At 40.6% G+C, this 14,415-nt stretch carries 10 protein-coding genes; 5 read left to right on the top strand and 5 right to left on the bottom strand.

The genetic code is table 11. The features are described 5' to 3' along the window. Positions 1-28: 28 nt before the first annotated feature. Positions 29-694, top strand: a complete 666-nt coding sequence (locus HOO91_15935) for an ABC transporter ATP-binding protein (GenBank protein NOU19047.1) — start codon at positions 29-31, stop codon at positions 692-694. 408 nt (positions 695-1,102) lie between these two features. Here the strand turns inward: HOO91_15935 and HOO91_15930 are convergent, their stop codons facing one another. From HOO91_15930 to HOO91_15920, 3 genes are all read right to left on the bottom strand, one after another. Further along, on the bottom strand, positions 1,103-2,167 hold the full coding sequence (locus HOO91_15930; protein ID NOU19046.1) for a 4Fe-4S binding protein: 1,065 nt from the start codon (positions 2,165-2,167) through the stop codon (positions 1,103-1,105). Positions 2,168-2,237: 70 nt separating this feature from the next. After that, positions 2,238-3,092 carry a helix-turn-helix domain-containing protein gene (locus HOO91_15925; protein ID NOU19045.1) on the bottom strand — a complete coding sequence of 285 codons (855 nt, stop codon included), beginning with the start codon at positions 3,090-3,092 and terminating at the stop codon, positions 2,238-2,240. Positions 3,093-3,328: 236 nt separating this feature from the next. Next, positions 3,329-5,476 carry an RNA-binding transcriptional accessory protein gene (locus HOO91_15920; GenBank protein NOU19044.1) on the bottom strand — a complete coding sequence of 716 codons (2,148 nt, stop codon included), beginning with the start codon at positions 5,474-5,476 and terminating at the stop codon, positions 3,329-3,331. A 92-nt stretch (positions 5,477-5,568) separates the two neighbouring features. Between HOO91_15920 and HOO91_15915 the strand changes: the two genes are divergently transcribed. The 4 genes from HOO91_15915 (at position 5,569) to HOO91_15900 (ending at position 12,002) form a co-directional block, all read left to right on the top strand. Beyond that, positions 5,569-5,772, top strand: coding sequence for a hypothetical protein (locus tag HOO91_15915; protein ID NOU19043.1), 204 nt, complete (start codon positions 5,569-5,571; stop codon positions 5,770-5,772). A 969-nt stretch (positions 5,773-6,741) separates the two neighbouring features. Further along, complete coding sequence (locus HOO91_15910; GenBank protein ID NOU19042.1) at positions 6,742-9,294, top strand: hypothetical protein; 2,553 nt, start codon at positions 6,742-6,744, stop codon at positions 9,292-9,294. A 57-nt stretch (positions 9,295-9,351) separates the two neighbouring features. After that, positions 9,352-9,735, top strand: coding sequence for a hypothetical protein (locus HOO91_15905; GenBank protein ID NOU19041.1), 384 nt, complete (start codon positions 9,352-9,354; stop codon positions 9,733-9,735). 923 nt (positions 9,736-10,658) lie between these two features. Continuing rightward, positions 10,659-12,002, top strand: a complete 1,344-nt coding sequence (locus tag HOO91_15900) for a phosphomannomutase/phosphoglucomutase (protein ID NOU19040.1) — start codon at positions 10,659-10,661, stop codon at positions 12,000-12,002. Between the two features lie 743 nt (positions 12,003-12,745). Here HOO91_15900 and HOO91_15895 read toward each other — a convergent pair. Together HOO91_15895 and HOO91_15890 are read right to left on the bottom strand one after the other, a co-directional pair. Then, positions 12,746-12,973 (bottom strand): cold-shock protein, encoded by a 228-nt coding sequence (locus HOO91_15895; protein ID NOU19039.1) that lies wholly within the window; start codon positions 12,971-12,973, stop codon positions 12,746-12,748. Positions 12,974-12,985: 12 nt separating this feature from the next. After that, on the bottom strand, positions 12,986-14,191 hold the full coding sequence (locus HOO91_15890) for a DEAD/DEAH box helicase (protein NOU19038.1): 1,206 nt from the start codon (positions 14,189-14,191) through the stop codon (positions 12,986-12,988). Positions 14,192-14,415: the final 224 nt, after the last annotated feature.

The following is a 14,415-nucleotide window of genomic DNA, read 5'->3' as shown; positions in this document are numbered from 1 at the left end:
GTAATTATTAAATCAAAATTCAAATATTATGATTAAAACACAAAAATTGACAAAGGTTTTCACAACAGGTGAAATGGAAACATTTGCTTTAAATGAGGTAGATATTGATATCAAAGAAGGCGAATTTGTTGCAATAATGGGCCCTTCGGGATGTGGAAAATCTACTTTGCTAAATATTTTAGGATTATTGGATGCTCCAACCGAAGGTTCATATAATTTTAACGGGACTGAAGTCTCTAAATTGAATGAAAAAAAGAGAGCAAATTTTAGAAAAGGCAACATTGGTTTTATCTTTCAAAGTTTTAATTTGATTGATGAATTAACCGTTTACGAGAATGTTGAGCTACCATTGCTATATATGAATGTAAACCCAGCCGAAACTAAGAAAAGGGTTATGGAAATATTAACGAGAATGGATGTTGTTCATCGTAAAGACCATTTCCCATTACAGCTATCTGGAGGTCAACAACAGCGTGTTGCAGTATCCAGAGCGTTGGTAACCAGCCCTAAAGTAATTCTTGCCGACGAGCCAACTGGTAATCTCGATTCAAAGAATGGCGAAGAGGTTATGAATATATTGAAAGAGTTGAATAAAGAAGGTTCCACAATAGTTATGGTAACCCACTCCCCATCACATGCCGAGGTAGCTCATAGGATAATTAGGCTTTTCGACGGACAAGTATCAAAATCATAAGGAACATCAGTTAGATGTAAGGTGTCATTCTGAGCGAAGCGAAGGAACTATTTATCTAAATGGTAAATGCTTCACTCCGTTCAGCATGACACGAAACAGTTTGAACTGAAGATCTCAACCCATTTCATTAATAATGATGAATTGTAATATGAGACCTTTGTCATTCTGAGCGAAGCGAAGGATCTAATTATTTAAAATTCAGATGGTTGTCTTCGGCGAATCCTATGGATTTCACTAAGTTCAGTATGCCAAAGCAACAATATATAATTAAATGGAGTATTGGAACAACGGAATTTTTCTTAACTCGTTTTTTCCAGTACTCCATTCTGTTTGTGTAGATTATACCACATTAGAACGCTGTCAGGGTTCAAAACCCTGACAGCGTTTTTGTAGCCATATCAGGCAAGCCTAATCCTTTGAAATATTCTCCAATGCGCAATGTATCTCGCTAATTACGTTGCTATCATCCTCCTTATCTAGGGCGTTTTTCAGAATATTTATCGATTCTATCCTGCCTATTTTCCCGAGACTCCATGCAGAGTATGCTCTAATTTTAGGGTTTTGGTGAGTGATTGTATGCCCCAGTTCAGGAACGGATGTTTCATCGCCAATATTTCCTAGCGCAATAATTGCATTCCCAAGAATTGCCTCTTCGCCAGCGCAAAGCGGAAACGAGGCGATAGTTTTTTTGTAGTACTCCTTGTCTGCCGTTAATAGCGGAATTAGTTCTGGACTATCGCTTATATCTTCAAGTTTGGCTGGGTATTCTTCCCTAGGTTTAAGTTTTCTGTTTTTTGGACAGGCTTTCACGCACTCACCGCAACCGAAAAGCCGATTCTCCTGTTTTTCTCTCAGGTGTACAGGGACAAAATCGCCCCAAAGCCAACCAGTAATACATAAATTCCTGTTTATTTTGAACGGCGCATATATTGCACCCGTGGGGCAAGATTTTATACATATTTCGCATTTGCCACAGTCGGTTTCGTTTAGCGGAAAATCTTCATAACCCAATGGTGCATTCGTAACCATCGTCACAAACATTATAAACGATCCATATTCTGGAGTTATGACTAATGAATTCTTGCCGTATTTTCCTAAACCAGCACGCACGGCGGTCATCTTATCGGGTAATTTGTAGTTCTTGTTGGTTTCTACCAAATAGCCCTCATTCCCTAAGAAATTACTAATGGTTTTAATATGATGATTCTCCATGGGCATAAATGCTTTAACATCATAGGCGTTGTATCGGCCTTTTGGGGTGTTGGAATTGCTTGAGGTTGGCCTGCTGCTTTCGTTGATGTGAAAGCCTGTTACAATAACTGCTTTAGCATCTTTTAGATAATCTTTTGGATCGACAAATGCCTCCTTTTTTCTTTGCGTGATAAATGGTTTGGCAGATGTTATCCCTATTAAATCTATTCCATTATCAATTGCATATTGCTTCAATCTTGACGATAAATCACTACTATTCATGGCCGAGTTTTTTCTTACAAAGAAAGGGAGAGGGGAGGACTTTGTTTAAATCAAAATGATTTTATTATTGTCATTTTGAAAACTCTAATCGATATTGATTAGGGGTTATAGAGGTCGATTTTTTGAAAAAGCGGATAAAGTTTGCTGGCTCGGAGAAGTTCAGGTTGTAGGCTATCTCTGATATTGATAGGTTTGTGTAGTGCAAATCTTTTTTTGCTTCTCTAAGGAGTCTTGCCTTTATCAAATCGGACGCGGTTGTGCCAAGCGGTTTTAGTTTCTTGTTCAAATACGTTTTGCTAATGCCAAGCATTTGGGTGTAATCCTCTACAAGATGTTTCTCCTTAAAGTTCTTATCGATTAGCTGGATGAATTTAAGCACCTCGATATTCTGAAAAAGTTCTCCTTTAATTTGATGCTGTTCAATGTATCTCCTGTTAAGGATTATAAGCAAATAATACAATATCGACCGTAAAAGGTGTTCGCTATCGCTAAGCAGATTGCCTATTTCAGTTTTTATCTCGACAACCTTTTCTAGGTAAGATTCAAACTCAGCAGGAGTTGTTGCTAAGTAATAGGTGGTGCTATAGCTATAAAAGTACCGAAAGCGATAAACAAATAGGTTATCATTAAAAAACTGACCAATAAACTCCTCCTCGAAAAGAATGCAGTAGGCATCGGTTTCACTCTCGATATTCCATTCCCTTCTCCTGTTAGGCGGAATGAATATGATAGTTCCCTTTTGGTATGGAATTGTAGTATCTTCAATTATAAATGTTCCACTGCCTTTGGTAATAAAGTATATTTCGTAGAAAAGCATTACCGAAGGTCTTCTGTTCACCAAAAAATCTTCGGTCTCCGATATTTTCAGACAATCGATCAGAAGCTCTTTACCGTATTTCGTTTTAAGGAACTTGAGTTCTATCATTCCTGTTTTGAAATAAATTAACTAGATTCTTTGTGTCTCTCTGTGGCTTCTCTGTGCCACTCTGTGTAATGTACTAAAAGATTGTTACACGAAGATCCACAGAGAAGGCGCAAAGTGACACAGAGATTTAGGATATCTTCTTTATAAATATGGTTTTATGATCCCTCTACTCCATCACTCCATTATTAACTTCGTTGAGTTCCGCTTCGCTCCAGTTCCACCATTCCATTCTTCCACTACCCTTGCTCCACCTCCTTCATGCTCAGCTGAATTCTTTTCCGTGCAACATCTACCTCGGTTACTTTTACCTTTACATGTTGATGCAATTTTACCACATCGTTGGGGTTGGAGATGAATCTATCGGCTAGCTGCGAGATATGCACAAGGCCATCCTGCTTTACCCCAACATCAACAAAAGCCCCAAAGTTTGTAATGTTGGTTACAATTCCTGGGAGTACCATTCCCGGTACTAAATCATTTATCTTATAAATCCCTTCGGCAAATTCAAAAACCTTTATGGTTTTACGAGGATCGCGTCCGGGTTTGGAAAGCTCTTGCATGATATCATTCAACGTAGGAAGCCCAATCTTATCGGTTACATACTTTTCGAGTTTGATTTTGCTTCGTATCGACTCATCTTTAAGAAGATCAATAACCTCGCAACCATTATCCTTTGCCATTTTCTCAACAACATGGTAGCTCTCGGGGTGAACTGCGCTATTATCCAAAGGATTTTTTGCCTCGGGAATTCTAAGAAATCCTGCGCATTGCTCAAATGCCTTATCGCCTAAACGGGGTATCTTTTTAAGCTCATTCCTGCTCTGAAACGCTCCGCCTGCTTTCCGATACTCAACAATATTCTTAGCCAATTGAGGACCTAATCCCGATACATAGGTGAGAAGATGCTTGCTTGCAGTATTTATATTAACGCCAACATGGTTTACGCAGCTCTCAACAACCTGATCGAGACCCGATTTTAGCTTGGTTTGATCAACATCGTGCTGATACTGCCCAACGCCAATCGATTTAGGATCGATTTTAACCAATTCCGCCAGAGGATCCAGCAACCTACGACCAATAGAAACAGCCCCACGAACGGTTACATCAAATTCAGGAAACTCCTCACGTGCCACGGACGATGCGGAATATATCGATGCTCCATCCTCGCTTACCACGTACACCCGAACATCCCTATTAAATCTGATATGCTTTACAAAGCTCTCAGTTTCGCGACTTGCAGTGCCGTTACCAATGGCAATAGCATCAATCTTAAAAGTATCTACCAAATTTGATACCTTACTCATCGCCTTACCCGATTCGCTTTGGGGTGGGTGAGGGTAGATGGTCTCGTTGTGCAGGAGATTTCCCTGCTTATCGATACAAACCAGCTTACACCCGCTTTTGTAACCGGGGTCGAGAGCTAGCACCATCTGTGGGCCAAGTGGTGGGGATAGTAGTAGCTGGCGAAGATTCTCGGCAAACACCCTGATGGCCTCCTCATCGGCCTTCTCCTTTAATTCAGAGGTGAATTCATTCTCAATAGAAGGTTCTATTAGTCTTTTGTAGCTATCCTGTACCGCCATAGCAACGTGCTTTTGGGGTTCGCCCGAACCCTTAACAAGGAATCGTTCCAGCTCCTCAATTGCATCATCGTTGTTTGGGGTGATACTAACCTTTAGGAATCCCTCTTCCTGACCACGGCGCATGGCTAAAAACCGATGCGATGCACACCTACGAACCTCCTCCTCGAAACCGAAATAATCGGTGTATTTTACCCCATCAGCCTCTTTATTCTTCACAACCTTTGAGCGGATTACTGCGCTCCGTTTAAAATGTCGCCTAACCACATTCCTTGCCTTCTGATCCTCGCTAACCCACTCGGCGATAATATCCCTTGCGCCCTGTAACGCTTCTTCAACATCGGCAACCTGATCGTTAAGGAACTTTTCGGCTTTGCCAATTATATCCCTATCCTGCTGCCTCATTATTAGGGCGGCTAAGGGCTCAAGCCCTTTCTCCTTGGCAATTGTAGCCTTAGTTCTGCGCTTGGGTTTATATGGTAGGTAGATATCCTCCAGCTCAGTGGGATCGTAGCACTCAATAATCCTCTTCTTTAGCTCCTCGGTAAGTTTCCCCTGCTCCTCGATGGTATTAAGGATAGTTTCCTTCCTCTTATCTAGCTCGGTGTACTTAACCGACAGATCCCTAATCGATGTAACCTGAACCTCATCCAGATTCCCAGTGTGCTCCTTACGATATCGGCTAATAAAGGGGATTGTAGCACCCTCATCGAGCAGATTAACCGTGTTAGCCACCTGGCGTGAGCTGATTGAAAGCTCCTTCGAAATAAGATCGATGTGTTTATTGACGTTAACTATATCCATTGATAGTTTGTTTGAGGATACAAAAGAACGAAAAAGGGGGGAATTATACCATAGATGGGTGAATAAAGGAAGTTGACAGTGAAAAGTGAAAAGTGAAAAGTGAAAAGCAAAAAGAGGAAAGAGGAAAGAGAAAAGTGAAAAGTGAAAAGCAAAAAGAGGAAAGAGGAAAGAGAAAAGTGGCAAGTGAAAAGCAAAAAGAGAAAAGTGGTAAGTGCAGGTGTTTAACCCCAATTCCTTTGAACTTGGTTACTTGGAGTATCCCCTCCTATTTCAGGAGGGGCAGGGGAGGTTACTAATGCACCCATTATCGCAATTTGCGATATTATGTTGCAAATAGTACCTCCAGATTTACGGGCAGGGCATATGCAACGGCTAAAGGGTGATTTTGAAAAGCAGGTATAGAAAATAACCCCCAGCCCCCTAAGGGGGTATAGCTGTGTACTGGGTTTGTTATGATTGTTGATATTAAAGAGACGTTCTGTAGTATTTTGATATTAAATTCATCTCACTAACTCTCTCCTAAAAGAGAAACCCAAACCCACCACCGCAACCCTGTTATAGCCCCTTATTTTAAGGGGTTGGGGTTATATGCCACAAGAAATTAACCTCCCAACCCTCCTTAAAAAGGAGGGCAAACAGATTATTGTAGGTTGATTTACCTTCTGGAGAAAAATAAATAGAAACATTCCCAAATGCGAAACCCAAACCCACCACCCAACCCTGTTATAGCCCCTTATTTTAAGGGGTTGGGGTTGTATGCCACAAGAAATTAACCTCCCAACCCTCCTTAAAAAGGAGGGCAAACAGATTATTGTAGGTTGATTTACCTTCTGGAGAAAAATAAATAGAAACATTCCCAAATGCGAAACCCAAACCCGCCACCCAACCCTGTTATAGCCCCTTATTTTAAGGGGTTGGGGTTTTATATACAACAAGAAATACCCCCAGTCCCCTAAAGGGGGAATAACTGTGTACTGGGTTTGTTATGATTGATGGTATTAAAGGGTGGAGTTATGGTATTTTGATATTAAATTCACCTCACCCACTCTCCCTAAAAAAGAAACCCATACCCACCACCGCAACCCTGTTATAGCCCCTTATTTTAAGGGGTTGGGGTTAATTATATTTTAATCCCCCAATTCCCACAATATTTTTCTATCTTTGAAATACAAGTTCCTTAACCAATTACGTACACAACATGTAATTTGGGTTAATGGAACAAGTTTATATGTTGAGTTTATTTAAAAATTTATATAATATCAATCATGGATACAGAAGTTTTTAGAGAAAAAGTTAAAAAAGAATTGCGAAAATTAGATAGGGAGGATGTATTACATTTCGCTTGGCGTTGTGCCGTGCGTGCTTTACCTTTTTTAGGAGTTGAAGGTAATTTTGATTTTTGGGAAAAGAAGGATCGGCAAAAATACCTTTATTCCATTTTTCATGCCTTGGATGCTAATATAAATGCCTCCGCTGCCGCTGAGGACGCTGCCTCTGCTGCCGCTGCCGCCTCCGCCTCCTCATGTGCCTCCGCTTCTGTATCCTCCGCCTCCTCCTACGCCTACGCTTACGCCTACAACGCCGACTATGCCTACGTCGCCTATGCTGCCAGAGCCGCCACCTATGCTTACGCCGCCGCCGATGCCTTAGAAATAGATTTAAAGGATATTATTTTAGAAGATATTGAATTGATAAGGAGTAAGAGAGGGGAGGGGGGCATGAGCATAGCCGTGTACGGTACGCTTTGGGTTAACTTCCAGAATGCGCTTGAGACAGAGGGATGTGGATACTGGCTTAAGTTGTACAGCAATATATTTAGCAATGGGATTGAGGCAGCAAGGGAGGGTGTTGAAGAAAGAATAAATGTTCCTACAGAGATACTTAAGAAAGGTGCTGCTGAGGTTGGGAGATATTTGGAACAGTTGGAGAAAGGAGCTGAGAGGCTAAATGAGGCTCGTATAATAGTATTGGGTGAGAAGGGTGCAGGAAAAACATGTTTGGCAAGAAGATTAATAAACCCAAATGCTCCAATGGCTACAGATAATGAGAGTACTGCTGGTGTAGATAAGACTATATGGAGGTTGGAAAAGGAGAATATTAATGTGCATATCTGGGATTTTGCAGGGCATACCGTTACCCACGCTGTGCACCAGTTTTTCCTATCGGAGCGATGCCTTTACATAATCGTGTACGATGGGCGCACAGAGGAACGCAACAGGCTTGAGTACTGGCTAGACCATATGAAGAATTTTGGTGGAAACTCAAAGGCAATTATACTGGTAAATAAGCGAGATCAGCATCAAGTAGATATTCCAATTAATAGGCTAAAGGAGCAATACTCAATTGAGGGTCTCTATACATTCTCAATTCAGGATGACATGGATGAACTGAGGAAGTTTAGGGAGATTGTGACGGACTATATACGCAATAACCCCTCATGGGATAAGCAGCTAATACCATCCAACTACTATAGGGTTAAGAAAGAGTTGGAGGAACGCTTTATTAAAGGAGATCATAAGAAGTGTGAGGAACATATTACCAAGGAGGAGTTTTGTAGAATTGCCGAGAGGAACGGTATTGATAATGTTGATGGTTTACTAAATGATTTAGATGCACTTGGTATAAGCCTTTGGTATAAGGATATGGGGGAGTTTAATACCTTAGTTCTTAATCCCGAGTGGATAAGCAATGGGGTTTATAAGATTGTTAACTGGGTGAGCAACGAGCGCAAGCACCAGTTAAGCATTGATGAGTTCTCTAAGGTTTTTGAGAATGAGGTTGATTCTATCCGCTACCCTAAGGAGAAGTACGAATTCTTCTTTAGGCTGATGGAACGTTACGAACTGGCATACAAAATCAGCAAGGGCAGATGTCTTATAATACCCCATCTACTGGGGGAGGATCGCCCAGTTAACTTACCCGTTTTCTCAATCGGCGAAAGCCTGATGCTTCGCTACAAAGCCGAGCAACCGCTACCACCCAATACCATATCGCGCTTTATAGTAAGGCATAATCAGGAGATAAAAAAAGTAGGAAGTAAATATATTGTATGGCGTTACGGCGTTGTTCTTGAGGATGGCAAGGGAAGTACTGCTCTGGTACGTGAGGAGGACAGAACTATAAGCGTATCTGTTACGGGAAAAATAAAAACGGAATACCTAAGCATCCTAAGAGAAACATTAAACGATATTTTTAATAGCTATAAGAGTAACAAGCCTGAGTTACAATACAGGGTTGAACGGTTTGGGCAAATACCCGATGAGATTGAGAAAAGGAATCCTTTATGGTTGCCCGATACTAAGATATTAAGCCACTTAAGAAATAATGTTCCATATTTCGAGGATGTTACTGGGCAGCATATAAATTTAAATTACACCGTTAATAATTACAATATTACCGCACAAACGTTACTGAATGGGACTGGTAATCTATTTACTGATCAATCCGTTCACAATACCTTTAATTTCCATAATTGCAACATCGGATTACAGGGCAATTTGAACGAATTGGCTCAAATGCTTTTAGAGAAAGGAGCAGACGAAGAGTCCAGTCAATTAAAGAATTTATCCAAAGCACTTAAAGAGTCAAAGAATTGCAAAAACGAGGATGAGGTAAAAGAAACGGGCATTGCGAATAGGTTAAAACGCTTTGTTCAGGATTTAGGAGATGAGGAATCCAAACTCCATAAATCAATTAGTGGAGTTAAGCAAGGCGTAAGCATTGCCCAAGACATCGCCAAAGGCTATAACGATATTGCCCAGTGGCTGGGCTTACCGCAAGTACCCAAACCGTTTTTGAAGAAGGAGGATAAGGGTTAACCGCTAAGTTCGCAGAGACCACGCAGAGTAACGCAGAGAAAAACTTTGTGTTACTTTGTGAAATCCTTAGAGCCCTTTGTGGTAAAAACATCCGCCAAGAAATTGGAAATGCTCTCTGAGGTATCGGAAATGCTCATCGAGACTGCCGCAATGTCAGAAATGAGTTCGGAAATGCCAATCGAGAGTTCGGAAATGTCGATCAAGAACTCGGAAATGGTGATCGAGAGTCAAGAAATGCTCATCGAGACTGCCGCAATGTCAGAAATTAGGTTGGAAATGCCGATCGAGAATCTGGAAATATCGATCAAGAATCAAGAAATGCCGATCGAGAGTTCGGAAATGCCGATCAAGAGCTCGGAAATGGAGATCGAGAGTTTGGAAATGGAGATCAAGAACTCGGAAATGGAATCTGTTCAAAAAGAGAAGAAGATCAACATGTAATTTAAGGTGTAATGCACCGAATATATACTCGGCAAACATCGATTAATATAATATTACGGTGTTCCGCACCTCAAAATTTGCTGTTATGGATGTTTCTACAAATATTGAGGTGCTCTGCACCAATAAAAAACAAACACCAGACTCCCAAAATGGACAACGCATTAGAATCATAAATCAACAAATCCCCTTTTACCAGCTGCATCGCAGCAAAATATTTGTAGAAAGAAGAATAGAAAGCGAATTAAGGTGCAGCGCACCGAAATAGTTTCTATGTAACGGTATTGTTTATAAACGCTTATAGGTTCTTTGAAACCCCATCAGGTATTCCCACAAAGCAAGACCTTTCGGCGTCGATAGACCCGAAAGAGTCTAGAACTCGGGAATGGAGATCGAGAGTTCGGAAATGGCAATCATTAACCCAGACACGTATCAACCCCCTTGTGTTCCCCCTTAAAACAAGGGGGAAATTCAAGCAACAATCGTCCATTTAAAACCCTAAAACATCAACCCTAAAATCTACAAATACACGCAAACGCAATGCCGATGCGTTTCCCCTCCTATTTTAGGAGGGGTAGGGGAGGTAAATAGAACAACCCTTAATTATTTTTTAACGCAATCCATTCAATAATCAGATAAAACCAACACTCATCTATTGGTTTTATGGATTTATATTCCAAATACCAAGAATTTTCCATTAAATATATCTATCAAACTAAACCAATTATTATTTTTACCGAATATTAAACAATGTCGTTTAGTTAAGAATACATTTCTATTAGGTTAGGGATTCCTGCATTCGCAGGAATGACAGTAAGAATGGTGCACCCACCCCCTTGTCATTCCGCACTTGTTGCGGAATCTCCTTAGCTAAACAACATTGAATTATTAAACCGTTAAATCATAACTGCTTAAAAACTGATACTATGGGAGCTTTTCATGCATACGATATCCGTGGAATTTACAACAAGGATTTTAATAAGGACGATGCCTACAAAATCGGATTCTTTCTGGTCGATCTTCTAAAAACCAACAAAGTACTCGTTGGTCGCGATGCACGTGTATCATCCGATGAAATATACGACTACCTAACCAAAGGCATAACCGATGCTGGTGCCGATGTTTACAACCTCGGCTTGGCAACCACACCAATGGTTTACTTTGCTACGGCAAAGAATGGCTTCAACGCATCCGTTCAGATCACCGCATCACACAACCCACGTGAGTACAACGGCATGAAAGTATCTCGTGAAAACGCCCTACCCGTTGGTTACGATACAGGCCTAAAAGAGATTGAAACAAGAGTTAAAAACGATAAGGTTACCCCCGTTGCCAAAAAGGGCAAGATTATCGATTTTGATGTAAAGGACGAGTATCTTAAATATCTAAAACAATATCTAGGCAACTACTCCAACCTCAAAATTGGTATCGACTGCTCAAACGGAATGGCTGCCCTTCTAATCAAGGATATACTTGGCAACACCCCAGTTTATATCTACGATGATTTGGATGGAACTTTCCCTAACCACGAGGCAAACCCTCTTGTTCCCGAGAACATTGTCGACCTACAGAAACTGGTTAAAGACAACAAATGCGATATTGGAATCGTATTTGATGGCGATGCCGACAGGGTTATGTTTGTTGATGAGAACTCCCGCTTTATCTCCCCCGACCTTATGATTGCCGTGCTTGGTCACTACTTCTTGGAAGAGAAGAATCAGAAAGGCTTGGTGCTTCAGGATATAAGAACATCCAAAGCCGTAGGCGAATACCTTGCCAACCTCGGCGGAACAATGCAAACCTGGCGTGTGGGACGTGCATTTGCCGCACCAAAGTTACGTGAGATTAACGGAATCTATGGAGGCGAACTTGCCGGACATTACTACTTCCGTGATTTCTACTTCTCCGATTCAGGTCTTCTTGCATGTATGCTAATCCTAAACGTAGTTAGCAAGATGAAAGCCAAAGGAATTTCCGTATCGCAGCTAATTGGTAAGATTGAAACTTACGCCAACTCTGGCGAAATCAACTTCAAAATTGAGAAGAAAAAGGAAGCCATGGATGCCGTTCGTGACCATTTCATAGGAGCAGAGAAACCAACCGCATCATTCGATTTTGATGGCTACCGTGTTGAGTTCCCCGACTGGTGGTTCAACATTCGTCCATCCAACACCGAACCATACCTACGATTCATTGCCGAAGCCAAAACCAAGGCAATGTTGGATGAAAAGGTAAACTGCGTAAAAGGAATAATCGAAAAGTTGAAATAACGTGAGCTCTATGTAAGTATAATATATTGATTCTCAGTTTACCATTAGATTATTACTTTGTCATGCTGAACGGAGTGAAGCATCTGGAATTTAGATAATTATTTCCTTTGCTTCGCTTAGGATGACACCTTACATCGAGCTAACGTTAAAATATATTTTTATATATATCGCATTTTGCGATAGAGAGTTTAACGCCAAGAGCGCAAAAGATTTCGCAAAGGCCGCAAAGAATGTAATCATTACTTTGTGGCCTTTGCGTTTTTTATCTTGGCATCTTTGCGTTTAAAATTTTTAAGAACAATCCTAAAGGATTTTTATATATATCGCATTTTGCGATAATGTAAGAAGAGGAGTTAGCGCCAAGAGCGCAAAGAATTTCGCAAAGGCCGCAGAGATTTAGTTCTTTGCTGTCTTTGCGTTTTTTCTTTTTTAATCTTTTCAGACAGCCCCAATAATTTGAGAACAATCCTAAAGGATTTTTATTTATATCGCATTTTGCGATAATGTAAAAGATTATTTAACGCAAAGATCGCAAAGGTTTTCGCAAAGATCGCAAGAAATATAATTCACTACTTTGCGATCTTAGCGTTGTTTTTTCTTTGCGCCCTTTGCGTGAACGTTTTTTGTCCTTTTGGATGACCTCGTCTAGTTCACAATGGTCTATTGTAAATTAAAGCCTGAAAAAAATTGTTGGCGTACATCCCCTCCTTTTTTAAGGAGGGGCAGGGGAGGTAAATTAAATCCTACCTATCACCCCCATTATTAGACTCTTCCTCGTCACGATTATTATCCTCAACTGGACGCTCGGAGGTAATATTACCGAACTTATCCACGTAGGCAATCATATTCTCGAAGCTACCGCCTGCGGAATTCTCTTTTCTCACGATCTTCTTTTGATCTTTCTCCTGTCTTTTCTTAACCCGCTTCTCAGCCTTCTGCTTTTTGATATAGCGATTGTTTGGTCCTGCCATACTCTTATACTATTAGTTAATAAATGTAAATGCTTTTCCGCTCTCACCGGCTCTTCCGGTTCGTCCAATCCTATGGATATAGCTATCCATATTCTTTGGTTGTTGATAATTTATAACATGCGAAACATTGGAAATATCGAGCCCTCTTGCTGCAACATCCGTTGCAACCAAAACCTGTATCTTCTTATTCTTAAAGGAATCAAGAGCATTTATCCTGTAATTCTGCGATTTGTTGCCATGAATCTCATCCGCCTTAATACCAGCACTGCGTAAATCTCGGCAAATACGGGTAACCCAACGTTTTGTTTCGGCAAAAACCAGAACCTTCTCAAACGATTTATCGCGTACCATGCTAACCAGAACATCCATTTTATTCTGACCATCTTTAACTCTAACGATATCCTGATCAATAGTATCCGCACTTACATTCTCTGCACGAACACGTACCTCATATGGATTATCGAGCAGATTTGCGATTAGCTGCTTTTGACCTTTTTCCTCGGTAGCCGAGAAAAGGATTGTTTGCTTGCGATTGTTCATGCCATCAACAAGTTTTTGTATCTCAATGGAAAATCCCATATCCAGTAGCCTGTCGAATTCATCTAAAACTAGGATGTTGAATTTAGGTAGATTTAGCGCACGCTGGCGAACCATATCCGCAATACGACCGGGTGTTCCGATAATTATATGGCTTGGACGTCTTAAATTATTAACATCACGTTGAACGCTAGTGCCTCCAATTAAGCAGGTACTACTAAGATTTAACCCATTGGCAATGCTCTTGAATTCGCTATCAATTTGCATGGCAAGCTCACGTGTTGGCGATACTATCAACACCTGAAACATTGGCCTTTGATCGAGTAAATTGTTGATTATTGGGATTAGAAATGCTCCTGTTTTTCCGGTTCCAGTTTGTGCTAAACCCATTAGATTTCTGCCGCTAAGCAAAGCCTCAATGGTTTTATCCTGAATTTCGGTTGGGGTTTTATATCCCTTTTTAAGTAGATTGGCAATAATCCGTTGATTCACTGGCAGGTCCTGAATTAGTTGCAAAGATTTATATTTTTTTTCTTCCTGCATCTCTGCCTTTTTAATAAAAAGATTAGGGTTTAGAGATTTTGTGTTACCCTTCTTGTTGCTTGAAAATTTGTTCCTTGCTGGGCTTTTATGATCAAAAACCCGTTGTCGCCTCCTCTGAGGTGATCCATTATTCTCCATTATAAAAATTGGTTAATGCCGCTGATACTAACATTAACCACACATCTGTTCAAAGGGATAATGTTTCTTTGGCGTAAATACTATTCAGCGTAAACTAGTGAACTTAGAAAGAATGTCTTCAAAAAAGGAATGCTCCTAGAGATATACTCACTACACAGATCTATCTTATGCTAAAATCGTTGCAAAGTAACGCATAATTTAATCAAAAACCTAATTAGTTGTAA

The organism is Bacteroidales bacterium (assembly GCA_013141385.1).
Lineage (GTDB): Bacteria > Bacteroidota > Bacteroidia > Bacteroidales > Tenuifilaceae > UBA8529.
Note: the sequence above shows the minus strand (reverse complement) of the source record. Positions and strands in the feature narration are given on the sequence as shown.

Bases quoted from the DNA above. Each gene is read 5' to 3' on its own strand.
- HOO91_15930 (NOU19046.1), bottom strand. From the start codon at position 2,167: ATGAATAGTAGTGATTTATCGTCAAGATTGAAGCAATATGCAATTGAT.
- HOO91_15925 (NOU19045.1), bottom strand. From the start codon at position 3,092: ATGATAGAACTCAAGTTCCTTAAAACGAAATACGGTAAAGAGCTTCTG.
- HOO91_15900 (NOU19040.1), top strand. From the start codon at position 10,659: ATGGGAGCTTTTCATGCATACGATATCCGTGGAATTTACAACAAGGAT.
- HOO91_15895 (NOU19039.1), bottom strand. From the start codon at position 12,973: ATGGCAGGACCAAACAATCGCTATATCAAAAAGCAGAAGGCTGAGAAG.
- HOO91_15920 (NOU19044.1), bottom strand. From the start codon at position 5,476: ATGGATATAGTTAACGTCAATAAACACATCGATCTTATTTCGAAGGAG.
- HOO91_15935 (NOU19047.1), top strand. From the start codon at position 29: ATGATTAAAACACAAAAATTGACAAAGGTTTTCACAACAGGTGAAATG.
- HOO91_15890 (NOU19038.1), bottom strand. From the start codon at position 14,191: ATGGAGAATAATGGATCACCTCAGAGGAGGCGACAACGGGTTTTTGAT.
- HOO91_15910 (NOU19042.1), top strand. From the start codon at position 6,742: ATGGATACAGAAGTTTTTAGAGAAAAAGTTAAAAAAGAATTGCGAAAA.